Consider the following 23384-nt stretch of genomic DNA (forward strand, 5'->3'; position numbering starts at 1 on the left):
TACAATGCAAATGTAAGGGTTTTTATGAAGGGTTCCACTTTTGTAACAAAAAGTTCAAAATTTGTTCTACACTGTCTTGAACAATTTTTTGCTTTAATTCTACCTTTAAATGCTCGAGCGGAACCGCCTTTAACAAAAATAGTGATTCACTAACCGCCGCATGCTCTTTCCGTTGGTGATCAGATGAGATCAACACAACATGCTGAAAATGATCTTCTAGCGACTGCTTCATCGTGAAGATGTCTTCTAGTTTTCGGTCATTGGCTTCTACATATGTATGTGGTGGAAAAAGAAAGACCCGCCCTTTCAGCTGTCTTTCAAGTTCCTCTGTTACAAGAATGGTAAACTCCCCTAAAGATACGGTTTGTTTGATTTGATTCACATCTATTCCAACTAATGGAATGATAGCGGTATCAATGTAATCTCTAGATTGCAAAAAGCGATCTGCATCCTCCGCTTGAAACTTCATCTATTTCCCCTCTTTCATGACATAAGCCCTGCCTGGATAGGGCAAGGCTTATTCGTTCAGTTTATGACAATAGGCTTAATTCTCTTGCTAACTTATTAAATGTTTCTTGATCATGACGGTCAAGTGCTTCATCTATCTCTTTCATAAGTCGTTCTTTTTGGAAAGTTGCGATCGAGTGTTCAAGCACTTTCTCCGCAAGATCCTTATCTTTTTCGTTCTCATAAAGATCCTTTGGAATATGAGGATTTGTTTCAAGCACAGCTGCATATTCCGGCGAACGATAAGCAGAACGGAAATTCAATTGAATAAACAAATCTTGCTGTTTATTCAAACGAATATCATGGAATGACTTTTCAGCATCTGTCGTCATGATATTCTCTTTATAAAATCTAAAGGGAACTTCATCCACACAGTGTGTTGACATAATGATTCCCCTTGGGCAAAATTCTGCTTGCTCTACAAAATGAACCTTTTCCATCAAAGAGTCGTGACTCATTAAATAATTTAATATCCAAACACACTCTCTTCGCTTTAACTGATAATGGTTTAAAAACCACCGGATGAATTCCTTCTTTTCATTGACAGAAACAGGGGTCTGCATGTTATTCCCTCCTCTATCGTAAATTAAATTGCTATACATGAATTATTCAACAAACCAGTTCTTCATTCCTGCAAACTATAAGGAAATTTCGTCTTCAATTCTTAAAATCGTTTCTTCGATTTCTTCATTCGTGCCATCTTTCTGAAGAACTTTGCGTAATAGCGGCAATGCTTCTTTTTGTCTGCCTTCTTCTAAAAGGAACGATGCGTATTCATATAAAAAGTCACGTTCCTCATCAAAATCAGGCAGAGCCAGCTTGAAGTACTCAGCTGCTTCTTTGTATTCTTCTCGTCCAACAGATGCAGATGCAGCATACCAATTCCATTTTGGATCATCTTCCCCAAAGCTTTTAACCTCTTTTATGACATCCAAAATTTCATCAAAAAGCTCTTCATTTAAATAGATCGCGAGCAATGTTTGAATCGCTTCAATATATCCCGGATCAAGAGCAAGTGCTTCTTGAAGTAGCTTTTTCGCATCTTCTGAATCCCCATTTTTCAAGTCAATCTTTGCACCATATAAATATAATTCTTTGTTATACTCATCAATTTTAATACCCTCTTTTACTACCTCTAAAGCCTCGTGATATAGTCCTTCTTCCTCATAACTTTTCGCTAAAGGCATATATAGAGACGAATAAGATGGATCAATATCTTTTAGTTCTGAAAGCTGCTGAATGGCTGTTTTCGTTCGACCAGCCCTCATCGCTGTAAATCCGTAGCCAAAAAGTGTATTCGGATCTGTTTGACCTTTCACTGCCTTTTCGTACCATTCAAGCGCATCTTCAAATTCTCCAGCTGTGCTGAGTGATTCAGCGAGCCTCTGATAAACATTGACGCCGCCAACCTCATGTTGTTGATCTGCGACCTTGTAGAAATAGTCGGCCGCTTTCTTTGAAAGACCTTGAGAAAAATACAATTCACCTAACGCAAAATCAATAATGGCTTCATTCGGAAGCATCTCTTTTGCTTTTAAGAGCTTTTGTTCACTGACTTCAAATAGTCCTTGCATTTGATACAAATCTGCCATTAACAGTAGGCTTTCTGGATAGGCATCATCATCTTCAGGAATCGTCTCTAATACCGAAATCGCCTTTTCTTCTTCATCAGAGTCAATCAGCAGTTCTGCATAAAAACATGTTAACCCTGTTTCCTCTGGATATAAATCATGTAAATCACTGATGAGATTTCTCGCTTTATCGATATCTCCCCAATCATAATATAACTGAGCTGCCTGCGCCTTTTCTTCATCATGCAAATGCTTTTCTGCCTGAGCAAGTGTTTGAAGTCCTTTTTCAGTCTCACCCGCCTCAACTAATTTTATGGCTTCTTGTAATGAACTATTCAAATCAAACCGTTCCTTTCTGTTTTCCAAAAACCTAAACTATTGTTACTTCATATCATAATCGACAGGTACTCATCCAGCAAATATGTTGCACTTTTAAAATGAACCCATTTTTGTGTTTTAAAGACTGGTTTTCATTTCATCCTTTACGAAACGGAAGTTTTGTAAACTGAAAACACCTGAAATTCATTTTTTGATCAGATAAAATGATTTTTTTCCAGGTTTCATCTTGAGACAAGCTATGCTATATTCCTTACAAATATGCAAAAGGAAAGAAAAAGCCTGAGGACATCCTCAGACTGTTTTGGTTAAGTATTCAATGTGTTCAAAGAAATTCGGGTATGAGACGCGTACAGCATCTGTATCTTCAATCTCAACAGCTTGCTTTGTGATACATGCGGCAATCCCAAGCATCATACCGATTCGGTGATCTCCGTAGCTTGACACGACAGCGCCGCCTTGAAGTGTGGTTTTACCATGAATCTTCATACCATCATCTGTTGCTTCAATATCAGCACCTAGTTTTTTAAGTTCTGACACGACTGTATCAATTCGATTGGTCTCTTTTACTTTTAACTCAGCAGCATCTTTAATGATCGTTGTTCCCTCTGCTTGTGTCGCTAGAAGCGCTATAATTGGAATCTCGTCGATAAGTCTTGAAATCATATCACCAGAAATTTCGATGCCTTTTAATGAAGAGGTAGAGATCGTTAAATCGCCATATGGCTCTCCGCCTTTTGCATCTACTTCATTGATCTCAAGATTCGCACCCATTAGTTTCAGAACATCAATAATACCCGTTCTTGTTTTGTTTAGCCCGACATTTTTTAAGACAATTCGGCTGTTAGGAACAATAGATCCAGCAACAAGGAAAAATGCAGCTGAGGAGATGTCTCCAGGAACAAATATATCTGTTGCTTTTAATGTTTGACCACCTTCAATAGAAACACTTTGTTCATCTTCGTCTAGTTTCACACCAAACATAGAGAGCATTCTTTCTGTATGATCTCTTGATTTATGCGGTTCAGTTAATGTTGTTGTTCCTTCTGCTTGAAGACCTGCTAAAAGGACAGCGGACTTAATTTGGGCGCTTGCCACCGGAGACTCATATGAGACACCTTTTAAATGGCCGCCACGAATAGAAAGCGGCGTATACTCGCCGTTTGCTCTGCCATCTATTTTCGCTCCTAGTTGTTTAAGTGGACCTGTTACTCGCTGCATTGGTCTTTTAGCAATACTCTCATCACCGATCAGTGTACTGTGAAACTCACAACCAGCTAATATTCCCATCATTAATCGAATGGTTGTACCAGAATTCCCGACATCGAGGACGTCAGACGGCTCCTTGAGCTCTTTCAGTCCCTTCCCATGGATCACAACATCTGTCCCTTTTTGTTCAATTTCAACGCCCATTTTTCTAAAACAATCAATCGTACTTAAACAGTCGGCTCCAGGGAGAAAGTTTTTCACCACTGTCGTCCCATCAGCAATTGCTCCAAACATCACTGATCGATGAGAAATGGATTTATCACCTGGAATATGAATGACTCCATTCATAGGAGCATGTTTATGAATTTTCATCTTTGTCACCTCAGTCAGCATAAAATGTATCGTAATTCGCTCTATTTTTTATACAGATCTCTGCACGTTTACGGTCGTCTTCCGTTTGAAAACTAATGCGCAAAATCCCATTAATGTCTTCCCGCGTTTCAATAATACGGATATTCGTAATACTGATGCTCTCATTTGCTAAATGTCCTGTAATCTCCGAAATGACCCCAGGGTGATCTGGAACATCCACATAAAGGTCATAAAAAGCAGGAATGGCACCTTTTTTCCTCAGAGGAAGTCCATCACGATATTCCTTTGCCTCTTGAAAATAAGAGAACAAGCCTTCAGCGTCTTCTTGCTGTACAAAGGCCTCAATGCGATCGATCTCTTTTTTCCATTCATGGAACCGGTCTAAAATCTTGTTTTTGTTGTGCAGAAGGATATCTCGCCACATTGCAGGATTACTTGAAGCAATACGTGTAATGTCACGAAAGCCTCCAGCAGCAAACCGTTTGACAAGTGGGAATTGTTCTTCAAAATGATGTGCTTGATGCACAAGGCTGGCTGCAACAATATGAGGGAAATGACTAATCACACTTGTTACACCATCATGTTCTTCTGGGGTCATCTCAATAAAATGAGCATTTGTCCCCTTTAACAAGCCCTTCAAACGATCAACAGCCTCGCGGTTTGTTTCCTTTGCCGGCGTTAAAATGTAGAACGCATTTTCAAATAAAAAGTCTTTCGCTGCTATAACACCTGACTTGTGAGAGCCTGCCATTGGATGTCCACCAATAAATTGATAGTGCTTAGGAAGCGTTTTTTCAGCAAAATCGACGACCTTTTGCTTTGTGCTGCCAACATCGGTAATTGTGAGCTCTCTCTCAATTCCAGAGTTTGCAATATCACGAAGCATCTTGACTGTTTGCTGAACTGGTGTTGCCAAAATAATAGTCGCAGATTCAGCCAAACCTGCCGCAAATGAATCAGCTGCTAAATCAATGATACCCAGCTTTGTTGCTGCAACCATTTGTTCTTTGGACACATCGTATCCAACAATTTTTTTATGAGGATACTCTTTTTTAATCGACAGTGCGATGGAACCTCCAATTAAACCAAGTCCAGCGATTAATATTGTTTCATTTGCATCATTCATGTTCATCACCTGTTTTTTCGCGAAAATTAAAAAAGCCATTTCAACAGCTTATATGTATGAGGTTGGTACAATGAAAGCCATATCCTGTAAAAGGATATGACTTTATGGTTATGCTACGCACGAATGCCTTGCATTAAATCAGCAAGTGTACTTAGAATTTCTGCATTTTGCTCCATTGTTCCGACCGTAATACGTAAAGACGTTGGAAAACCAAGTGCTTTACCAGAACGAACAATGTAGCCTTTTTTCAATAATGCATTGAATAATTCATCTGCATCTCTTTTAAAATCAATCAGCACGAAGTTTGTTTGAGACGGATAAATAAATAGTCCAAAACGGTCAGCAAATTCTTGATATTGCTTGAGACCTGCTTCATTTTTTTGTCTGCATGATTGAATGAAGTCCTGATCTTTTATCGCTGCACGAGCTGCTGCCTGAGCGATACGACTCGTATTAAACGGCTCTCTCGCTGGTTCAATCGCAGTAATCAACTCTTCTGATGCAATGCCATAGCCTACTCGAAGCGCGGCCAGTCCATACGCTTTAGAAAACGTACGGAGTACGATAACATTTTGATAGTTGTGTAATAAAGATAAGCTGTTCGGAAAGTCTTCCGCACGAACGTATTCGACATATGCTTCATCTAATACTACAAGCACATGAGCTGGTACTTGATCTAAAAACGCCACAAGCTCAGATTCTGACAAATGATTTCCCGTCGGGTTATTCGGGTTACATACCCAGACGACCTTCGTGTTCTCATCAATCGCATCCAGCATGCCCTTCAGATCGTGAGCTCCTTCGTCTAAAAGCGGCACCTCTCGAATCTCTGCCCGCTCAATGATTGCATTGTGACGATATTGCGGAAAAGACGGAGCTGGGATGACGGTATTTGTATGTTGGTCAAGGAATGCCCTAGCAATAATTTGCACAAGTTCATCTGAGCCATTCCCGAATATTAATTGTTTTTCATTTACTTGAAGAAACTCAGCAAGCTCTGTCCTAAAACTTGCGCTGTATCCATCTGGATAAATCGCTAAATGTTCAAGCTCAGCTTGTATCGCCTCTCTTGCATGTGCGGAACATCCAAAAGGGTTTTCATTTGAAGCCAATTTCACAATTTTGTCTAATTGATATTCTTTTTTGACCTCTTCAATTGGTTTCCCAGGTTGATACGGTTTTAGTTGTTTTAATTGATCTTTGATTTGCAAAAGTTTCACCTCATTTGAATGAATAGAGGGGACTAAATGTTTTTGCATAGGTTTCAAATTCTCTTAAAGCGTCTTGACGAGTATCACTTGCTAACAATTGATCCTGAAGTTCTTCAATTTTTTTCACAAGTGCACTTCCTACAACGACGCCGTCACTCAGTTTATTCATTGAGTCTACCTGCTCTCTTGTTGAGATGCCAAAACCGACCGCAACCGGTATGTGACTCAGCTGTTTCACTTGTTGAATAAAATCAGTAATCGATTCGTCAAAGGTTTGTCTGACACCTGTTACACCAAGAGATGAAACACAATACACAAAACCTTCTGCCTGCTCTACTATATTTACTAATCGTTCCTTACTGGTTGGTGCAACGAGCGAAATATATGAAATGTCATATGTTTGACAGTTCTTTTGCAGCTCACTGCTTTCTTCAAAAGGCAAGTCGGGTGTTAAGAGTCCCGAAATATGATTTTTGCGCAGTAAAGCGAAAAAGTATTCTGTGTCTAATTGTAACACAGGATTATAATACGTAAATAGAATTACAGGAATTTTTACACCGTTTTTTTTCATCTTCCCTGCTAATTCTATCGCTTTTACGATATTCATGCCATGATTTAGAGCTCTTTTGGAGGCTCTTTGAATGACAGGACCGTCTGCTAGCGGATCGGAATAAGGAACACCTAGCTCAATCGCATGTGCACCGGCTGCTTGAAGGGACAAAGCTAAATCGATCGTGATTTCTTCTGACGGATCCCCTGCCGTAATAAATGGGATGAATAATTTCTCGCCTTGCTCTAATTGAAATGTGATCATTTGGTTTTGCCCTCACTTTCAAGCACATTCATTAATGTATGCACATCCTTATCTCCTCTTCCTGACAGGCAGACAAGGATGATTTCATCTTCACTCATCGTCCTGCTCATCTCAAACGCCTTGGCTAAAGCGTGTGCTGATTCAATCGCTGGCAGGATTCCTTCCTTTTCTGTCAGCAGCTTTAGAGCATCCAATGCTTCTTGATCTGTAGCACTCACATATTGAACCCGGCCGCTCGCATGTAAATATGCGTGCTCTGGTCCGATCCCGGGATAATCTAAACCAGCTGAAATGGAATAGGGCTCAATAATCTGGCCAAATTCGTCTTGGATTAAATAGGTCAAAGATCCATGAATAACTCCTTTTGTCCCCTTCGTAATGGTTGCTGCATGAAGCGGCGTATCGATTCCTTTTCCAGCCGCTTCTACACCAATCAAATCAATCTCATCATCCAAAAACGCTCGGTACATTCCAATCGCATTACTTCCGCCGCCGACACAAGCAATGACTTTATGTGGGAGCCTGCCTTCTTTTTTAAGCATCTGCTCTTTTGCTTCATCACCAATCATCCGCTGGAACTCACTGACGATTTGGGGATATGGATGAGGTCCTACAACTGAACCGATCATATAGAAATGATCACTACAGTGCTGGACCCAATAACGGATCGCTTCGTTCGTTGCATCTTTTAATGTGCCGTTTCCGCTTGTGACAGGTATGACTTCAGCACCAAGTAGTTTCATTCGGAATACATTGAGAGATTGTCTCTCCACATCCTCTTTTCCCATAAATACCGTGCACGATAATCCAAACTTGGCGGCCACCGTTGCAGCTGCTACTCCGTGCTGTCCAGCGCCTGTTTCCGCGATGATGTTTGATTTCCCCATTTTTTTTGCAAGCAGTGCCTGACCAAGTGCATTGTTGATCTTATGAGCGCCTGTATGGTTTAAATCTTCTCTTTTTAAATAGATTTTTGCGCCGCCGAGGTATGCAGATAATTGATCAGCATATGTCAGCGCAGTCGGTCTGCCTGAATAGTTTTGCAATAGAGAAAGATATTCTTGCTTAAAAGCTGGGTCTTCTTTTAATTCGTTAAATGCTTGTTCGATTTCTTTAAGTGGCTGCATGAGCGTCTCGGGAACAAATTTCCCTCCGAATTCTCCATATCTGCCAAGCTCATTTGGATATGCGTACATCGTTTAACATCCTTTCTTCGAGCGCTTTGATCTTAGCGCTGCTTTTCTTCCCGTTTTCTTCTATGCCGCTTGAAAGATCGATCGCTTTTGGGCAATAGGCAAGAAGCTCTGGTAGTGTTTCTGGTGTTATTCCGCCTGCAATGATGCATGTTTTCTCCAGTCGTTTCGCTTGCTGATTGTATACAGGTACCGCTTCCCATGTAAAAGCTGTGCCAGAACCGCCTCTCATCCCTTTTACTTTCGCATCAATGAGAAAACCATCGACAAACGGCGCAAATGCCGTCATTTGATCAAGTGTTTCTTTTATATCACGATCGTGATGAAAGACTTTCCACACTACCGCCCCTGTTTGTTGTTTTATTTCTTTTGCATCCTCTTTTGTTTCATCTCCATGCAGCTGCACGATATCTAAAGGAATATGCTTTGTGATGTCGCACACTTTTTGGATTTTTTCATTTACAAATACACCCGTAATCTTTTTCCTGCTCTGAGACTTGGTGAGCCATTGTTTCACTTGATCTGGATCGACTTGTCTTTTACTTGGAGCAAAAATAAATCCGATCGCATCTGCTTGAGATTGCGCAATGCATTCTACATCTTCTAGTGAGACCGCCCCGCAATATTTTAAAAAAAGCTTCATCGTGGTCATTCTCCAAATAACGTCTGAACGGCTTTTTCTTGTGAGGGTTCTCTCATTAATGATTCACCTACAAGGACAGCACTCGCTCCATGTTTTTTGACAAAGGTTAGATCATCAAATGTCTGAATACCGCTTTCACTTACTAGTAAGACATCCTTTGGAACAAGTGGTGCAATCTCTTTTGTTTGCTCAACTGTTGTTTTAAATGTCTTTAAATTTCGGTTATTCACGCCAATGATTTCGGGGGTGAATAGGTTTAAGATATGTTCCAGTGTATCTGCTGCATGAACTTCAACAAGAATATCTAGTCCTTTTTCCTTCGCTTCAGCATAGAATTCATACAGCTGTTGCGGTTCAAGTACTTCTCCAATTAATAAAATGGCATCTGCACCGATACGTCTTGACTCTTCTATTTGTATTGAATCGATGATAAAGTCTTTTCTTAAAATTGGACGTGCGACGTGTTCTTTAATTAATGAAAGATACTCGTTCTTCCCTTGAAAAAATGGTTCATCTGTTAAGACTGATAAGCAATCAGCATTCGATTTTTCGTATGCTTTTGCTGTTTGCAGAGGATCAAAATTCGGCTGAATGATTCCTTTAGAAGGAGATGCCTTTTTCACCTCAGCAATCAGCCCAATCGAGCGGTGAGGGTTCATGAGTGCTTCTTTAAATGATCGTCTTTCAAAGTGTCCATCATGAGGTAACTGCAACGTTTGGATATGTTCTTTTTTGCGTGCAATGATTTGATTAAGCATAGATCTCATCCTCTTTCTTTTTTTGTTTTAAACGAGCCAATTGTTCTTTGGCTGCACCGTTTTTAATCGTTTCTAACGCTTTTAATGTTCCTGCCATGAGGCTTTCTGACTTGCCTGCGATATATAAAGCCGCTCCTGCATTCAGAGCTGTAATATGAAGCGGTGCCCCTTCTGTTTGATGATTCAATATATTCTGAATCAATTTCGCGCTCTCTTCCGGTGATTGGACCTGAATATCTGATAAGTATCCTTTTTCCAGTCCAAAGTCTTCTGGGTTTAGCGTATATTCTGTCATGGCACCTTTTTTGAGTTCAATCACATATGAATTGGCTGTAATCGTTAATTCATCCAGCCCGTCTTCCCCGCATACAAACAGGACATGCTCTGGCTCTAATGGAGCAAGGGCTTCCGCCATTAATTTTGCCTTTTCCTTTGCATACACACCGATGATTTGCTTTTTGGCTTGCATCGGGTGACAAAGCGGTCCTAATAGATTAAATACCGTCCTGAAACCAAGCTGCTTGCGGACTGCTGCTACTTGTTTCATAGATGAATGGTACAGTGGTGCAAATAAAAAGCCCATGTTTTTTTCTTGTATTTGCCTTCTTGTTTCTTCTGGAGTGGATTGAATGTGAATCCCAAGACACTCTAGCACGTCGGCACTTCCGCTTTTTGAAGAGACTGAACGATTTCCGTGTTTTGCGATTTTAGCACCAGCGGCGGAAGCTACAATTGCAGCTGCAGTTGATATATTAAATGTGGAGAGTCCATCGCCTCCTGTGCCGCATGTGTCAACGACATCAAGCGATCTTTCCGCTGGTTCTGCTTTTTGCCGCATGGCCCTCACGAAGCCTGTCATTTCTTCAGCGGTTTCTCCTCTATGCGCTAAAATCGATAGACTTGCAGCGACTTCAGCATCTGTTAAAGAGCCGCTCATCATATCATACATTAGTCTATGTGCTTCATTTTCTGATAGGAAGCCTCCATTAACAAGAGCTGATAGTCGCTGATTCATCCTGCACACTCTCCTTTTCTGAGAAAATATGTTCAGCAAGCTGAATGGCCCTCAGAAGCGCTCCTGCTTTGTTACACGTCTCTTCCCATTCATTTTCTGGAACAGAATCTGCGACAATGCCAGCGCCTGCTTGTATGGAAGCGGTCTGATCTTTGACGCTCATGGTGCGAATGGTAATACAAGAGTCGATATTACCATCGAATCCAATATAGGCAATACAGCCGCCATACGTTTCCCTTGGCTCAGGCTCCATTTGATTTAATAATTGCATCGCTCTTATTTTCGGTGCCCCTGTTAATGTGCCTGCTGGAAATGCGGACATGAGTGCATCAACTGGGTGTGTATCCTGCTTTAACTTCCCTGTCACAATGGAGATGATGTGCATGACATGTGAAAAGTTCACAACTTTTGTAAAGGTCGGTACGGACACGCTGCCGTATTCTGCTACGCGGCCGACATCATTTCTGGCTAGATCTACTAACATGTAATGTTCTGCTTTTTCTTTCTCATCTTCTAGCAGCTCTCTTGCCAGTGCGGCGTCCTCTTCTTTTGTTGCTCCTCTTTTTCTAGTGCCTGCAATTGGATGAATTTCTAGGTGCCCATTTTTGGCATGAATTAATCGTTCTGGTGAGCTTCCGACTAAATCACGGTCTTTTAATTTCATAAAATACATGTATGGAGATGGATTCACAATGCGAAGCACACGGTATAATTCAAATGAACTCACTGACACTGGGATATCAAAGCGCTGCGAGAGTACGCCTTGAAAAATATCACCCGCTCGAATGTATTCTTTGATTTTTTCTACGTCCTTTAGAAATTGTGTTTTTTCATAGGTTGATGTCACATGTTCAAAGGACGGTGATTCGTTCATATTCCCTGATAAAATCAGTTCTTTCATATCGACCTTTGTATGGAGCTTGTGAATCATCTGTTCAAGCCGCTTTTGATTTTCTTTGTAAGCTCGTATTTTTTCGTCTTCTGTTTCATTTCCGGTTAGCTGGGTGTATTGGATAAAATGAACATGATTCGTTTCATGATCAAAGGCAATCATCGTTTGGCAGACAAATAGAGTACAATTGTCTGTCGTTGGTGCGCTTAGATGCGGCCTGACAGATGGTTCAATGCTTGGAATAAGATCGTAACTTAAGTACCCAACTGCCCCGCCTGTAAACGGGATGTCAACGTCCGGTGTCTTGATTTGATATTGCTCTTTCATCCAGTCTAATAAGTCTTTCAGTTCTTGTTTTTTCATGACCTCCTGCCCAGCAGCGTCACGTGCAATATATTCGTTTTGGTCATCGTGTAAGGTTAAAAAAGGATGTAATCCGATGAAGGAATATCTCGACCAGCTAGAAGACTCATCTTTGCTTTCTAGTAGATACACAATATCTGCCTTGAGTTTTTCGATAATTTGAATCGGTGAGAGCGTATCAACTGTAATGGTTTCAACAATTGGAATCGTTTTGTGGGACTCACTGTCCCTTAAAAATTGGGTCAAATTTGATTGGGAATTCATAAGCACACTCCTTAAATGGGATTAAGGAGAATGAGGGGACATATAGAGGGTTTGTATGAGTATACGAAATAAGCCTAAAAGAGGGGTGCTCTTTTAGGCAGTATGATGAAATAGACGTATCGTATCTCTGCTCAACTCTACTCATCTCAACTACCCTAGTCTCATTCTCATCTTCTCTAAACTTGCAATGCCGTTTACACCTGTGTGTAAACTTCGGCTGTTCATATCGTATTATAATTCCTTGTTTTTTGTCAACTGTAAATCAGGGCGAAGCGTCACAGCTTCTTCCAAGTACACATGTTGCACATCTTCCTGCTTTGTGTCTGTTTGGACCGTCATTAAAACGCGAATACAATGCTTAAGACCGCCTTGAATGTCCAGCTCCTGCATACAAGTAACAGGCACATACGTCCACCCTTCAAACTGACGAAGGGCTTTTGCCGGAAAAACGGAGTGAATATCTTGTGTAGCTGAAATTAAGATCTGCACGACACGTTCTGGATCTACTTGATTTCTTGAAATAATCGCTTCTAGCAGCTGTTTCGTTTTATTTAACACTTCTGTTTCTGTATCTTCTGTCACAGTTGTAGCCCCACGTATCCCGCGAAACATCATAGACATCCCTCCTCCCGTTTCCATTCTTCGAGCCATTGATGCAGATCATCTTTTGTGAAAGACTGCAAGACAGCCTCCCCAACCTGCTTTAATAAAACAAATTGAACGGTTCCGCCTCTTGCCTTTTTATCACCAATCATCCGGTCAACAAATGTTTTCGTGGAAATATCTTGATTGACTTGTACCGGAAATCCGAGTTCTTTCATCCACTCTTTTAGTTCCGTCCGATTGAGGCTGAGTCCCAGCTTCTTTTCGCTCACATATAGCGCAAACTGCATGCCGATTGCAATAGCATCTCCGTGCGTAATAACGCCGTATCCATACTCTGCTTCAATGGCATGCCCAAGTGTATGACCTAAATTCAAAAATGCACGCACGCCTTGTTCTCTTTCGTCTTTTTGAACAATCGACGCTTTGACCTCAATCCCTTGATACAGCATATGTGCCAGCTCGCTCTTTGAACATTCCGCCAAAGAACGAATAGACATCAGCTCTGATAAAAAGTCTTCACTTGAAATGAGGGCATGTTTGATGACTTCAGCAAAGCCTGACCTCATTTCAGTTTGAGATAGAGTCTCAAGCATGCTCGTATCATAGATCACGGCTTTCGGCTGATGAAACGCACCGATTAAATTTTTACCGAGCGGGTGGTTAATCCCCGTTTTCCCGCCAACTGCACTGTCATGTGCCAGTAGTGTCGTCGGAACTTGAATAAAATCAATGCCTCTCATATAACTAGCAGCAACAAAGCCAGCCAAATCGCCAATTACGCCGCCTCCAAGCGCAATGATGCACGAGGAGCGATCCAGCTGAAACTGAATAGCCTTCGTATGAATATGCTCAAACTCAGCAAAAGATTTCGACTGCTCTCCGCTTGGCACAACCACTTTATGCACAGACCACTTCTGCTTAAGTAATCGAACCATTTCATCGCCGTAAATGGCATCAACCGCTGTATCTGTCACGATTAAGAGCTTCGTATAGGAATGCCCCGTGGAAGTCATCAAGTCGACGATATTGCATTTAATCCCATCACCGATGTATACAGGATAAGTGGCTGAAGACGTCTTAACTTCCAGTGTTTTCATTAAAATTCCCTCTGAAGCTGGCGCATTTTTTCAACATTTTCTTTAATGCGGTCAATTTGATCAAGGCCAAACTGCTCCACTACAGCATTGGCGATTTCCCAAGCCACGACTGCTTCTGCGACAACACTTGCGGCAGGAACAGCACAGCTGTCAGAACGCTCAATGCTTGCGGAGAAAGGTTCTTTTGTTTCAATGTCAACGCTTTGAAGCGGTTTGTAAAGCGTTGGGATTGGTTTCATGACCCCTCTTACGACAATTGGCATACCAGTTGACATTCCGCCTTCAAGACCACCTAAGCGATTTGTTTTTCTCGTATAGCCCTTTTCTTCATCCCAGATGATTTCATCATGGACCTCACTACCATTTTTAGAAGCCGCCTCGAAGCCGATACCAAATTCGACCCCTTTAAAAGCATTGATACTCAGAACAGCACCTGCAAGCTTGCTGTCTAATTTGCGGTCATAGTGAACATAGCTTCCGACTCCAACCGGCATTCCTTCAACGATGACTTCCACAATACCGCCAATTGAATCACCGTTTTTCTTCGCTTCATCAATGGCATCCATCATTTTTTGACCTGCTTCACTGTCGTAGCAGCGAACAGGTGACTCTTCCGTTACCTTTTGCAAATCTTCAATCGATTCATATGCCATATGAGCTGCTTTCACTCCGCCAATTTCAAGAACGTGGCCAGCTACCTTGATTCCTAAATGTGCCAAAATTTGTTTAGCGACTGCGCCTGCTGCTACGCGCACGGTTGTCTCACGGGCTGATGAACGCTCTAATACGTTTCGCATATCACGATGTCCATATTTAATCGCACCATTTAAATCCGCATGTCCTGGTCTAGGGCGTGAAATTTGACGCTTCATTTCACTCTCTTCTTCTTCTGTGATCGGCTCTGCCCCCATCACCTTTGTCCAATGCTTCCAGTCGTTGTTTTCAACGACAAGTGCAATAGGAGAACCTAATGTTTTCCCGTGGCGAACACCACTTAACACTTTTGCTTGGTCTTTTTCAATCTGCATTCTTCTGCCGCGGCCGTGGCCTTTTTGTCTTCTAGCCAATTCATAGTTGATGTCATCCTGCTCTATGTAAAGTCCCGCTGGAACGCCTTCAATAATGGTGGTCAATTGTGGACCATGTGATTCACCTGCTGTTAAGTATCTCATGACTCGATCTCCCTTCATCGCATTAACGCTTTTAAGTAAAACTATGATAACACACTTACTACTAAAAAGTCAGCTACAACCCCTTCTTTTGATAAAAGAAAGTATCGGCAGATGTCAGTCCAAACTTTTCTGGGTGAAAAATTTGTTCAGTTGAACCAACAAATAATACGCCATTTGGTTTTAAACTGCTGCTCATTTTCATGTAAATCTCTTCTTTTGCCTCTTCTGTAAAGTAGATAAGGACATTTCGGCACACGATAAGATCCAGCTGTTTTTCATAAGGATCTGCTAAAAGGTTGTGTTTTTTAAATTGAATGTGCTTTCGCACCTCATCCTTCACAGTGTAAAATGAAGAATCTTCTTTTGTGAAATATTTTTGTTTGATTTGATCTGGTACCTCTTGCAGTGATCGTTCATGATATCTTCCTTTTTGAGCTGATTGCAGCACTTTATCATCAATATCAGTTGCAATAATTTGGAAGTCCTTCACAAGCGGATGGCTTGATAGCAGCATTGAGAGTGTATACGGCTCCTCTCCTGTCGAACATGCTGCACTCCATATTTTTAGGGTCCCGCTGTTTTTCAAAAGCAGCGGAAGAATTTTTTGATCAAGCACTTCCCAGCGCTGATAGTTTCGGTAAAATTCTGACACATTGATCGTCATTCGATCCATCGTCTCGTCTAATAGTGCTCTATCCTTTTCAAGGGCAGCCGCGAACGCTTCAAAATCTCTATATCCTTTTTTATCATAAAGTGACGTTAATCTTCGTTTCATTTGTGCCTCTTTATATAAATTCAGATCCACCCCGGTTAGTTTTTTCCATTTTCCGACAAATACTTGATATTGATCCATCAAAGTCCTCTCCTGTCTCATCTATCTTTGTCCTAGTATAGCTGTTTTTATCGAAAATTTGTATCATCTCATGCGAAATTTCGTGTAGAAATATTCATATAAAAAAAGCCAAAGTGCTCATTTGATGAACACCTTGGCTTAAATTTTAATAAATCCAGCTTGAGATGGTTTGATCCCAGTTTGTGAGTTCTTCTTGTTTGAAGAATAAGTTGATTTCTCTTTCAGCACTTTCTGGTGAGTCTGAGCCATGGATAATGTTTTTTCCAACCGTCAATCCATAGTCTCCTCTTATTGTGCCCGGAAGCGCTTCCTTTGGGTTTGTTTTGCCGATAATCTGTCTTGTGACATCTACTACCTGCTCACCTTGCCATACCATTGCAAATACTGGTCCTGACGTAATAAAGTCAACCAATTCCCCGAAGAATGGTTTTTCTTTATGCTCTCCGTAATGTGTTTCTGCTACTTCTTTTGGAATACTCATTAGTTTTGCACCAACAAGCTGAAGCCCTTTTTTTTCGAATCTTGACACAATTTCACCGATTAATTGTCTTTCCACACCATCAGGTTTGACCATAAGAAATGTTTTGTCCATATACGTTCTCCACCCCGTCGTTTATGTATGTATAGGCTTACATTGTTACAAAGTGATCGTATCATTTTTTTATATAATAATCAATTTTTGACAAAAAATTTCACAAAAAAACCAATCAACAATATGTTGATTAGAATTTTCGTTTTCCAATATATTTGGCAATGGAAGCGAGTGACGTTTTCGCTCGTCCTCGAGGAAGTTTGTCTAGCTGTTCGAATGCCTTTTTCAAATACATTTCACTCACTCGAATCGAGCGGTCGATCGCATCTGTTTGTTTGAGGTGTTCAATCACAGGCTTTAGCTGCATTTCTGTTGTTTCACTATTAATCAGCTTTAATTGTCCTTCGAGTGTAGGATTCTTCAGTGCATATAAGACCGGGAGTGTGACATTTCCTTGTAAAAGGTCTCCTCCAACAGGCTTACCAAGCTCTTCTTCAGTTGATGTGAAATCAAGCACATCATCAATGATCTGATAGGACATACCGACATAGTAGCCAAACCAGTAAAGGGCTTTATGTGTTTTCTCATCTGTACCTGCTGCTATCGCACCTAACTGACAGCTGCCTGCAATGAGCAATGCTGTTTTTCGTTTGATTCTTCTTAAATATGTACGCAGGTTTTGATCCATATTGTATTTGTCTTTCACTTGCTCGATTTCACCAAGACAGAGCTCGACGACCATCTTTGACAAAATTTCATGCGCCATTGGGTGATTGATCTTTGTCATATACTCAAGAGATCTTGCAAACATATAATCTCCTGTGTACATGGCAATTCGATTGTCCCATTTTGCCTTAATCGTTGGCTTGCCTCTTCTCAGCTCTGCATCATCAATGACATCATCGTGAACGAGCGATGCCATATGAATGAGCTCAAGCGCAACGGCAACATATTTAATTTTATTAATGTCATAGTCGCCAAACATGCCTGAAAGGAGAACAAAAACGGGGCGGATTCGTTTTCCGCCCGCTTGCAGCAAATGAAGACCCGCTTCACTTAATAATGCATAATCAGAGCGAACTGTTTGTTCAAGCTCTTTTTCAATAATATCGATATCATGATTTAAAAAAGAGATCATTGCTTTTAGTTTCATTATTTTCACCCAAATATCGTTTATTCAAAGCTTCTTTCCGATATGTGTTGCTGCTACACCGCCCGTAAATGGATGATACGAGACATCAGACAGACCCGCCTCTTCGAAAAGAGCCGCCAGTTCTTTCATGCCAGGGAACGCTTTGGCTGATTCTTGAAGCCATGAATACTCCTGATAGCTTTTGGCAAACAGTTTACCAAAGAGCGGCATGATGTATTTGAAATAGACATAGTAGCCTTGTTTAAACCCAATCATTTCAGGTTGTGATGTCTCTAGACAGACAACCATTCCACCAGGCTTCACGACTCTTGTCATTTCTTTTAGCACTGTTAAGTAATCAGGGACGTTCCGTAGGCCAAAACCGATCGTGACATAATCAAATGTGTTATCCTCAAAAGGAAGCTCCATCGCATTGCCGTGAAGCAATTCAATTTGATTATAGCCCCCAGTCTTCACCTTCGTTTCTCCAACACTCAGCATATTTTTACTAAAATCAAGGCCTTTGACTTCACCTTTTTCGCCTACAGCATCAGCAAGCGCAATGGTCCAATCGGCTGTTCCGCAGCATACGTCTAATGCTTTGGCTCCTTTTTGAACATTCATCAGTTTCATTGTTTTATCGCGCCACTTTTTATGCTGCTTAAAGCTGATGACGGAGTTCATTTGATCATAGTTTTTATAAATTTTTTCAAATACACCGTGTACTCGCTGTTCTTTTGATTGCTGCATGACTTACCCTTCTTCCACTTTCTGATGATACGCAGGTTCATTTTTCATATGATCCAGGCGATTTAATAGCTCTTTTTGAACGACCGGAGATGAAACAAGATGCTCCTTGATTGATCGTTTGGCCTTTTCATAGCCTTCATTCTCAAAGTTGTCAAAACATGTATAGGCGTCCGTATAGCTATCGTTCAAAAAAAGTTTTAAATGTTTGTCATCTTCTGCTTGTTTCATGAAACGCTTATAAACAAGGAAACGACTTGCAATCTCATTCCAATGCGTTAATTGAAAATGCTCAGAAACCCTTTGGAATAACGCAGACTCAACCGTTGCTACACTTTTGTAAAAGTGCGCCGCATCTTGAATGGATCGATCATACAGTCTAATTTTATGTTCATTGATTTCTTTGATCGCCGTTGCGAGCGTGCGAATCATGTAGATGTCTTTCATGTCAGAGAGAAGAGAATAATAGAGACCGCTGAAATAGTCTCCTGCCAGGATAGTCAGCTGACGATTTTTGAATTCGTCTTGTTTGATCGCTGCAGCAGTTGTGACTTCGTCATGGGTATCAAGGGCAATTTGCACAAGCATCGCCGTTAAAATATAATTTTCTTTTTTCTCTGCATCAATTTGAGCTTCATCAAACATTGCATGAAAAAGAAGGAGCTTATCTTCATCGATGAGTGGCGCACGTAAATGTTTCGCCAAATAAGGATGAGAAAGCTTTTTATTTAATTTTATATTTAGATTAGATAAAATTCCGTAGATGTCTTGCAAAGATATCACCCTTGTCCCAAAAATTACAGTTTCATATGTAGCCCTGCACATTGTATAGAGATTTATTATACCATATCAGCTCTCACTTTTATGCTATCAAGTGCATTCAAGTATTTATTTCTTTGCTTCGCTTTGAATTTCCCCGAAGCTTGTTTGAATGACAGCATCGCCTCTTACTTTGATCGCTGACGTATGCTCAGTAAATTGTGCAATGATGACTTCACCTTTATCGAGCTTTTCGGAATGGTGAAATCTTGTATCAGAGCCTCTAGTTAATCCGATGACATTTACACCATTTTCATTGGCTTTAATCACTACAAAATCAGATGCTTTATTTTCACTCAATCTGTTCACCTTCCATCTATTGAATTAGTCGTTTTTAATAAAGGAAAGCACTTCTGCTCTTGCCGCTGCATCATTTGCAAATGTACCGCGTACTGCTGAAGTCACTGTTTTTGCGCCTGGCTTTTTCACTCCGCGCATCGTCATACACATATGCTCTGCTTCAACGACAATCATCACGCCATGCGGATTGAGTGTTTCCACCATACTATCTGCAATGGTTGATGTGATGCGTTCCTGAAGTTGCGGGCGTTTGGCAACAGCCTCTACAGCTCTTGCAAGCTTGCTAAGTCCTGTCACTTTTCCGCCGCGCGGAATATAAGCGACATGCGCTTTTCCGTAAAAAGGTACAAGGTGGTGTTCACACATTGAATGGAAAGCAATATCTTTTACAAGAACGAGTTCTTCGTGGTCTTCACCAAAAATGGTTTTAAAATGTTCTTTTGGATCTTCATTTAATCCCGAGAACACTTCTTCATACATTTTTGCTACTCGTTTAGGGGTATCAAGAAGTCCTTCACGATCTGGATCTTCTCCGATGGCTTTTAATATATCGCGTACTGCGTGTTCGATTAGTTCTTTATTTATTTCACTCATGTATTATATCCTCCAAAGGCGATTACATTTCAATCAGATTCTAGCACACTTCAGATCCTAAAAGCAAAGGAGAGCGTTCTAAACGAACCTTTTGATTCAAAAGGAAAAGCCCCTTATGAAAGGGGCTTTTCTAGACCAGTGTGAAACTGTATATGTATAACTCCTACAATAGGATCATTACACATAACGATTATTTACCTGCCACCGCGTCTTTAAGTGCTTTACCTGGTTTGAAAGCAGGTACTTTGCTTGCAGGGATTTCGATCTCTGCACCAGTTTGTGGGTTACGTCCTTTACGAGCTGAACGCTCACGTACTTCAAAGTTACCAAAACCGATAAGTTGGATTTTGTCACCATTTTTAAGTGCATCTAAAATTGTATCAAAAACAGAATCAACTGCTTTTGTCGCGTCTTTTTTAGATAACTCGCTTGCTTCAGCAACCGCGTTAATAAGTTCTGTCTTGTTCATGCCTTTCACCTCCTCCCAAAAATATGCATTCAGTAGATTGTTATCATTTCTTCACAATTCATCTTCTTTCTATACACTTTTTTCGAAAAAAAGAGCGTCTAGAAAGCGGTATACATGGCTTTTCATTAGAAAACAACTCTTTGAAGGAATGTTTGTCCAACAAAGTGAAGATTTTCTGTAAGTAGATTAACACATATGAAATACCATATCAAGCATTTTAAAGGGAAGAATCCTTATTCGTCAAGGATTAAGGGCACTTTTACGAACGAATATTCCTAATTTCAGCCTGAATCTGACTAATCTTTATACAATTGTCTTTTTATGACTCATTCCTTACGCAAAAAAAGACCCCTGTCAATGAGAGGTCTCACATGCTATAGAATAATCGCGATCAAACCACCTGATCCTTCGTTGATGATTCTTTCAAGTGTTTCTTTCAGTTTATATCTTGCATTTTCTGGCATCAGCGACAGCTTAGCTTGAATGCCTTCTCTGACAAGGGAGCTGAGTGAGCGCCCAAATATATCTGAATTCCAAATCGAAAGCGGATCATCTTCAAAGTCTTGCATTAAGTAGCGGACGAGCTCTTCACTTTGTTTCTCTGTTCCGATAATCGGTGCAAATTCACTTTCTACATCTACCTTAATCATATGAATCGATGGCGCAACCGCCTTTAGTCTTACGCCGAATCTCGAGCCCTGTCTTATGATTTCTGGCTCATCTAAACTCATATCTGACAAGGCCGGGGCCGCAATTCCGTATCCCGTCTGCTTCACCATTTTTAAGGCGTCTGATACTTGATCATATTCTGTCTTCGCATGCGCAAAATCTTGCATGAGCTCTAGAAGATGGTCTTTCCCTCTAATTTCTACACCAACCACTTCTTTTAGAATATGGTCATATAGATCATCTGGGGCGTACAGGTCAATCTCCGCAATCCCTTGACCCATTTCAATCCCTGCTAAGCCTGCTCTTTCAATAAAGTCAAATTCACTGAACTGGCCAACAACACGGTCAACATCTCTTAATCTTTTAATATCCTTTACGGTTTCCTTCACTGAGTCCTGATAGCTTTCTCTCAGCCAATGATCTTCTTTCAGCACCATGACCCAGCTTGGAAGGTTGACATTCACCTCTAGGACTGGGAATTCATATAATGCTTCACGAAGCACACTAAGGACGTCTTGCTCTCTCATACTTTCTACACTCATGGAGAGTACTGGAATATCATATTTTTGGCTCAGTTCCTGCCGCAGCGCCTCTGTTTCAGGATGATAGGGTCTCACAGAGTTGATCACCATAATAAACGGCTTTCCAACCTCTTTGAGTTCATCAATCACACGTTCTTCAGATTCAATATAATCATGTCTTGGAATTTCTCCAATAGAACCATCCGTTGTAATCACAACACCAATGGTAGAATGCTCTTGAATGACCTTGCGTGTGCCAATTTCCGCTGCTTCATGGAACGGGATTGGCTCTTCATACCACGGCGTGTTGATCATTCTTGGACCATTTTCATCTTCATATCCGCGCGCACCAGGGACTGTGTATCCTACACAATCGACAAGCCTGATGTTGACATCAAGACCGTCACTCACATGAATCGATGCCGCTTGATTCGGTACAAATTTTGGCTCAGTGGTCATAATGGTTTTTCCTGCTGCGCTTTGCGGCAATTCATCCTGTGCTCTTGCACGATCTGCCTCATTATTGATATTCGGGAGCACCACGAGCTCCATAAACTTTTTAATAAACGTAGATTTCCCTGTACGAACAGCGCCAACGACTCCTAAATATATATCGCCTCCTGTTCGTTCAGCGATATCCTTGAAAATATCGACTTTTTCCAAGTGATCCCCTCCCGGACTTGCTATCCTCGTTTTCAAATAAAATACTCTATTCTTCAATCAAACTTGCTTGAAAGGTGTCTGGACAATATATGTGTATGACGTTGTCCTATTTGAATATGACACCTTTTTTGTTTTGAGAGTATGTTTAGCCATAAAAAAACCTTTCTCCTCATTTATATGCAGAGGAAAAAGGTTCATTCTTGTTTATGACGTCTTTTTTTCTAAAAAGTCAGGCTCACCTTTTTTGTTGATGGTATATGGGACAGAAAACGCGGGTACAAACGGGGTTTCCTGCCAATAGACATCTTGAATGTTTTCACCTGGTTTCAGCTTTCGTTTCGTATTCTTCAAAATATGAGCAAAATCACTGCGGTAGTCCACATAGATTTCGCCATTTGATGAAATCAGTAATGGGAGGGAATTCCCTGTCACCGGGCTCATGACCGTAGGCGGCGATTTTAAGCCTAGCTTTTTTTCATTTAACGTATATAAATTGTTTGATACTACTTTGCCGTATGGCGGATATGTATGTTCATCTTGATATATTTTGATTCTAAGCCGTAATTCACTGATGGTTTGCGTCATTTTGACATCAAGCAGTTTCACAGTTGGTTTTTTTTCGACGTCTGTGAGGACATACATATATTCCCCCCCGCCTTCAAAAGATGTCGACGGTACATCGTGTAAATATCTTGGTGACAAGCGCTTAAAGTCGATGACGTACTTTTGATAAACCGGCGTGTCTGCTTCTTTCGTTTCAATCGGCAAAAGACCATTTGTTGCTTTTTGAAATTCCTCAATTGCTGTCTGAACGCTTTGCAGCTGCTCTTCATATGGCACACGGTTTTCAGTTTTGCGATTTTCTGGATACAAACATCCTGTTAGTAAAATAAGTGCTAACAACGTGACACTGACTTTTGCTTTGATCATCACATT

The 23384-nt window shown here is 40.9% G+C and carries 25 protein-coding genes; all 25 read right to left on the bottom strand.

What is annotated here, in order from left to right; genetic code table 11:
* Positions 1 to 22 precede the first annotated feature (22 nt).
* Positions 23 to 469: a YpiF family protein gene (locus tag MHI33_RS12595; protein WP_340911733.1), complete on the bottom strand. Its 447-nt coding sequence runs from the start codon at positions 467 to 469 to the stop codon at positions 23 to 25.
* Positions 470 to 530: 61 nt separating this feature from the next.
* Positions 531 to 1070: a ReoY family proteolytic degradation factor gene (locus tag MHI33_RS12600; protein ID WP_003215573.1), complete on the bottom strand. Its 540-nt coding sequence runs from the start codon at positions 1068 to 1070 to the stop codon at positions 531 to 533.
* Between the two features lie 75 nt (positions 1071 to 1145).
* Complete coding sequence (locus MHI33_RS12605; protein ID WP_065098301.1) at positions 1146 to 2417, bottom strand: tetratricopeptide repeat protein; 1272 nt, start codon at positions 2415 to 2417, stop codon at positions 1146 to 1148.
* Between the two features lie 291 nt (positions 2418 to 2708).
* Positions 2709 to 3995 (bottom strand): 3-phosphoshikimate 1-carboxyvinyltransferase, encoded by a 1287-nt coding sequence (gene aroA, locus MHI33_RS12610; protein WP_106067091.1) that lies wholly within the window; start codon positions 3993 to 3995, stop codon positions 2709 to 2711.
* A gap of 10 nt (positions 3996 to 4005) precedes the next feature.
* Entirely contained in the window at positions 4006 to 5121 is a 1116-nt protein-coding gene (locus MHI33_RS12615) for a prephenate dehydrogenase (RefSeq protein ID WP_106067140.1), read from the bottom strand.
* A gap of 113 nt (positions 5122 to 5234) precedes the next feature.
* Positions 5235 to 6332 carry a histidinol-phosphate transaminase gene (hisC, locus tag MHI33_RS12620; protein WP_340913835.1) on the bottom strand — a complete coding sequence of 366 codons (1098 nt, stop codon included), beginning with the start codon at positions 6330 to 6332 and terminating at the stop codon, positions 5235 to 5237.
* 10 nt (positions 6333 to 6342) lie between these two features.
* Positions 6343 to 7146 (bottom strand): tryptophan synthase subunit alpha, encoded by an 804-nt coding sequence (trpA, locus tag MHI33_RS12625; RefSeq protein ID WP_044141111.1) that lies wholly within the window; start codon positions 7144 to 7146, stop codon positions 6343 to 6345.
* Positions 7143 to 8342, bottom strand: a complete 1200-nt coding sequence (gene trpB / locus MHI33_RS12630; protein ID WP_095117833.1) for a tryptophan synthase subunit beta — start codon at positions 8340 to 8342, stop codon at positions 7143 to 7145. The genes trpA and trpB overlap by 4 nt, the downstream gene beginning before the upstream one ends.
* On the bottom strand, positions 8323 to 8982 hold the full coding sequence (locus MHI33_RS12635; RefSeq protein ID WP_340911742.1) for a phosphoribosylanthranilate isomerase: 660 nt from the start codon (positions 8980 to 8982) through the stop codon (positions 8323 to 8325). Before MHI33_RS12635 ends, trpB begins: the two co-directional genes overlap by 20 nt.
* 5 nt (positions 8983 to 8987) lie before the next feature.
* Entirely contained in the window at positions 8988 to 9740 is a 753-nt protein-coding gene (gene trpC, locus MHI33_RS12640) for an indole-3-glycerol phosphate synthase TrpC (protein WP_340911745.1), read from the bottom strand.
* Positions 9733 to 10755, bottom strand: coding sequence for an anthranilate phosphoribosyltransferase (gene trpD, locus MHI33_RS12645; protein WP_340911746.1), 1023 nt, complete (start codon positions 10753 to 10755; stop codon positions 9733 to 9735). The genes trpC and trpD overlap by 8 nt, the downstream gene beginning before the upstream one ends.
* Positions 10727 to 12274: an anthranilate synthase component I gene (gene trpE / locus MHI33_RS12650; protein ID WP_340911749.1), complete on the bottom strand. Its 1548-nt coding sequence runs from the start codon at positions 12272 to 12274 to the stop codon at positions 10727 to 10729. Before trpE ends, trpD begins: the two co-directional genes overlap by 29 nt.
* A 231-nt stretch (positions 12275 to 12505) precedes the next feature.
* Positions 12506 to 12889, bottom strand: coding sequence for a chorismate mutase (aroH, locus tag MHI33_RS12655; protein WP_034661065.1), 384 nt, complete (start codon positions 12887 to 12889; stop codon positions 12506 to 12508).
* Positions 12886 to 13977: a 3-dehydroquinate synthase gene (gene aroB, locus MHI33_RS12660; RefSeq protein WP_185108481.1), complete on the bottom strand. Its 1092-nt coding sequence runs from the start codon at positions 13975 to 13977 to the stop codon at positions 12886 to 12888. Before aroB ends, aroH begins: the two co-directional genes overlap by 4 nt.
* Entirely contained in the window at positions 13977 to 15149 is a 1173-nt protein-coding gene (gene aroC, locus MHI33_RS12665; protein WP_340911754.1) for a chorismate synthase, read from the bottom strand. The genes aroB and aroC overlap by 1 nt, the downstream gene beginning before the upstream one ends.
* 73 nt (positions 15150 to 15222) lie before the next feature.
* The gene (locus MHI33_RS12670) at positions 15223 to 16002 is read right to left on the bottom strand and encodes a CheR family methyltransferase (protein ID WP_065098310.1); all 780 of its coding nucleotides are present in this window, start codon (positions 16000 to 16002) and stop codon (positions 15223 to 15225) included.
* Positions 16003 to 16147: 145 nt separating this feature from the next.
* Positions 16148 to 16594, bottom strand: coding sequence for a nucleoside-diphosphate kinase (gene ndk, locus MHI33_RS12675; protein ID WP_003216015.1), 447 nt, complete (start codon positions 16592 to 16594; stop codon positions 16148 to 16150).
* A gap of 130 nt (positions 16595 to 16724) precedes the next feature.
* Positions 16725 to 17687 (bottom strand): heptaprenyl diphosphate synthase component II, encoded by a 963-nt coding sequence (gene hepT, locus MHI33_RS12680; RefSeq protein WP_044141101.1) that lies wholly within the window; start codon positions 17685 to 17687, stop codon positions 16725 to 16727.
* A 24-nt stretch (positions 17688 to 17711) separates the two neighbouring features.
* Complete coding sequence (locus MHI33_RS12685) at positions 17712 to 18416, bottom strand: demethylmenaquinone methyltransferase (protein WP_034661076.1); 705 nt, start codon at positions 18414 to 18416, stop codon at positions 17712 to 17714.
* 3 nt (positions 18417 to 18419) lie between these two features.
* A complete protein-coding gene (locus MHI33_RS12690; protein WP_003215666.1) occupies positions 18420 to 19187 on the bottom strand; it encodes a heptaprenyl diphosphate synthase component 1 in 768 nt (255 codons plus the stop codon).
* A gap of 114 nt (positions 19188 to 19301) precedes the next feature.
* A complete protein-coding gene (gene mtrB / locus MHI33_RS12695) occupies positions 19302 to 19532 on the bottom strand; it encodes a trp RNA-binding attenuation protein MtrB (RefSeq protein ID WP_003216082.1) in 231 nt (76 codons plus the stop codon).
* A gap of 24 nt (positions 19533 to 19556) precedes the next feature.
* Positions 19557 to 20126, bottom strand: coding sequence for a GTP cyclohydrolase I FolE (gene folE / locus MHI33_RS12700; protein WP_003215789.1), 570 nt, complete (start codon positions 20124 to 20126; stop codon positions 19557 to 19559).
* Positions 20127 to 20316: 190 nt separating this feature from the next.
* Positions 20317 to 20595: a non-specific DNA-binding protein Hbs gene (gene hbs, locus MHI33_RS12705; protein ID WP_003215863.1), complete on the bottom strand. Its 279-nt coding sequence runs from the start codon at positions 20593 to 20595 to the stop codon at positions 20317 to 20319.
* 374 nt (positions 20596 to 20969) lie between these two features.
* Complete coding sequence (gene spoIVA / locus MHI33_RS12710) at positions 20970 to 22448, bottom strand: stage IV sporulation protein A (protein ID WP_003215616.1); 1479 nt, start codon at positions 22446 to 22448, stop codon at positions 20970 to 20972.
* Positions 22449 to 22652: 204 nt separating this feature from the next.
* Positions 22653 to 23378: a hypothetical protein gene (locus tag MHI33_RS12715; RefSeq protein WP_044141100.1), complete on the bottom strand. Its 726-nt coding sequence runs from the start codon at positions 23376 to 23378 to the stop codon at positions 22653 to 22655.
* Positions 23379 to 23384: the final 6 nt, after the last annotated feature.

This window comes from Bacillus sp. FSL K6-2971, assembly GCF_038006405.1.
GTDB classification, from domain to species: domain Bacteria; phylum Bacillota; class Bacilli; order Bacillales; family Bacillaceae; genus Bacillus; species Bacillus pumilus.

Bases quoted from the DNA above. Each gene is read 5' to 3' on its own strand.
- MHI33_RS12595 (WP_340911733.1), bottom strand. From the start codon at position 469: ATGAAGTTTCAAGCGGAGGATGCAGATCGCTTTTTGCAATCTAGAGAT.
- MHI33_RS12600 (WP_003215573.1), bottom strand. From the start codon at position 1,070: ATGCAGACCCCTGTTTCTGTCAATGAAAAGAAGGAATTCATCCGGTGG.
- aroA (WP_106067091.1), bottom strand. From the start codon at position 3,995: ATGAAAATTCATAAACATGCTCCTATGAATGGAGTCATTCATATTCCA.
- MHI33_RS12615 (WP_106067140.1), bottom strand. From the start codon at position 5,121: ATGAATGATGCAAATGAAACAATATTAATCGCTGGACTTGGTTTAATT.
- trpA (WP_044141111.1), bottom strand. From the start codon at position 7,146: ATGATCACATTTCAATTAGAGCAAGGCGAGAAATTATTCATCCCATTT.
- trpB (WP_095117833.1), bottom strand. From the start codon at position 8,342: ATGTACGCATATCCAAATGAGCTTGGCAGATATGGAGAATTCGGAGGG.
- MHI33_RS12635 (WP_340911742.1), bottom strand. From the start codon at position 8,982: ATGAAGCTTTTTTTAAAATATTGCGGGGCGGTCTCACTAGAAGATGTA.
- trpC (WP_340911745.1), bottom strand. From the start codon at position 9,740: ATGCTTAATCAAATCATTGCACGCAAAAAAGAACATATCCAAACGTTG.
- trpD (WP_340911746.1), bottom strand. From the start codon at position 10,755: ATGAATCAGCGACTATCAGCTCTTGTTAATGGAGGCTTCCTATCAGAA.
- trpE (WP_340911749.1), bottom strand. From the start codon at position 12,274: ATGAATTCCCAATCAAATTTGACCCAATTTTTAAGGGACAGTGAGTCC.
- aroH (WP_034661065.1), bottom strand. From the start codon at position 12,889: ATGATGTTTCGCGGGATACGTGGGGCTACAACTGTGACAGAAGATACA.
- aroB (WP_185108481.1), bottom strand. From the start codon at position 13,977: ATGAAAACACTGGAAGTTAAGACGTCTTCAGCCACTTATCCTGTATAC.
- aroC (WP_340911754.1), bottom strand. From the start codon at position 15,149: ATGAGATACTTAACAGCAGGTGAATCACATGGTCCACAATTGACCACC.
- MHI33_RS12670 (WP_065098310.1), bottom strand. From the start codon at position 16,002: ATGGATCAATATCAAGTATTTGTCGGAAAATGGAAAAAACTAACCGGG.
- ndk (WP_003216015.1), bottom strand. From the start codon at position 16,594: ATGGACAAAACATTTCTTATGGTCAAACCTGATGGTGTGGAAAGACAA.
- hepT (WP_044141101.1), bottom strand. From the start codon at position 17,687: ATGAAACTAAAAGCAATGATCTCTTTTTTAAATCATGATATCGATATT.
- MHI33_RS12685 (WP_034661076.1), bottom strand. From the start codon at position 18,416: ATGCAGCAATCAAAAGAACAGCGAGTACACGGTGTATTTGAAAAAATT.
- folE (WP_003215789.1), bottom strand. From the start codon at position 20,126: ATGAGTGAAATAAATAAAGAACTAATCGAACACGCAGTACGCGATATA.
- hbs (WP_003215863.1), bottom strand. From the start codon at position 20,595: ATGAACAAGACAGAACTTATTAACGCGGTTGCTGAAGCAAGCGAGTTA.
- MHI33_RS12715 (WP_044141100.1), bottom strand. From the start codon at position 23,378: ATGATCAAAGCAAAAGTCAGTGTCACGTTGTTAGCACTTATTTTACTA.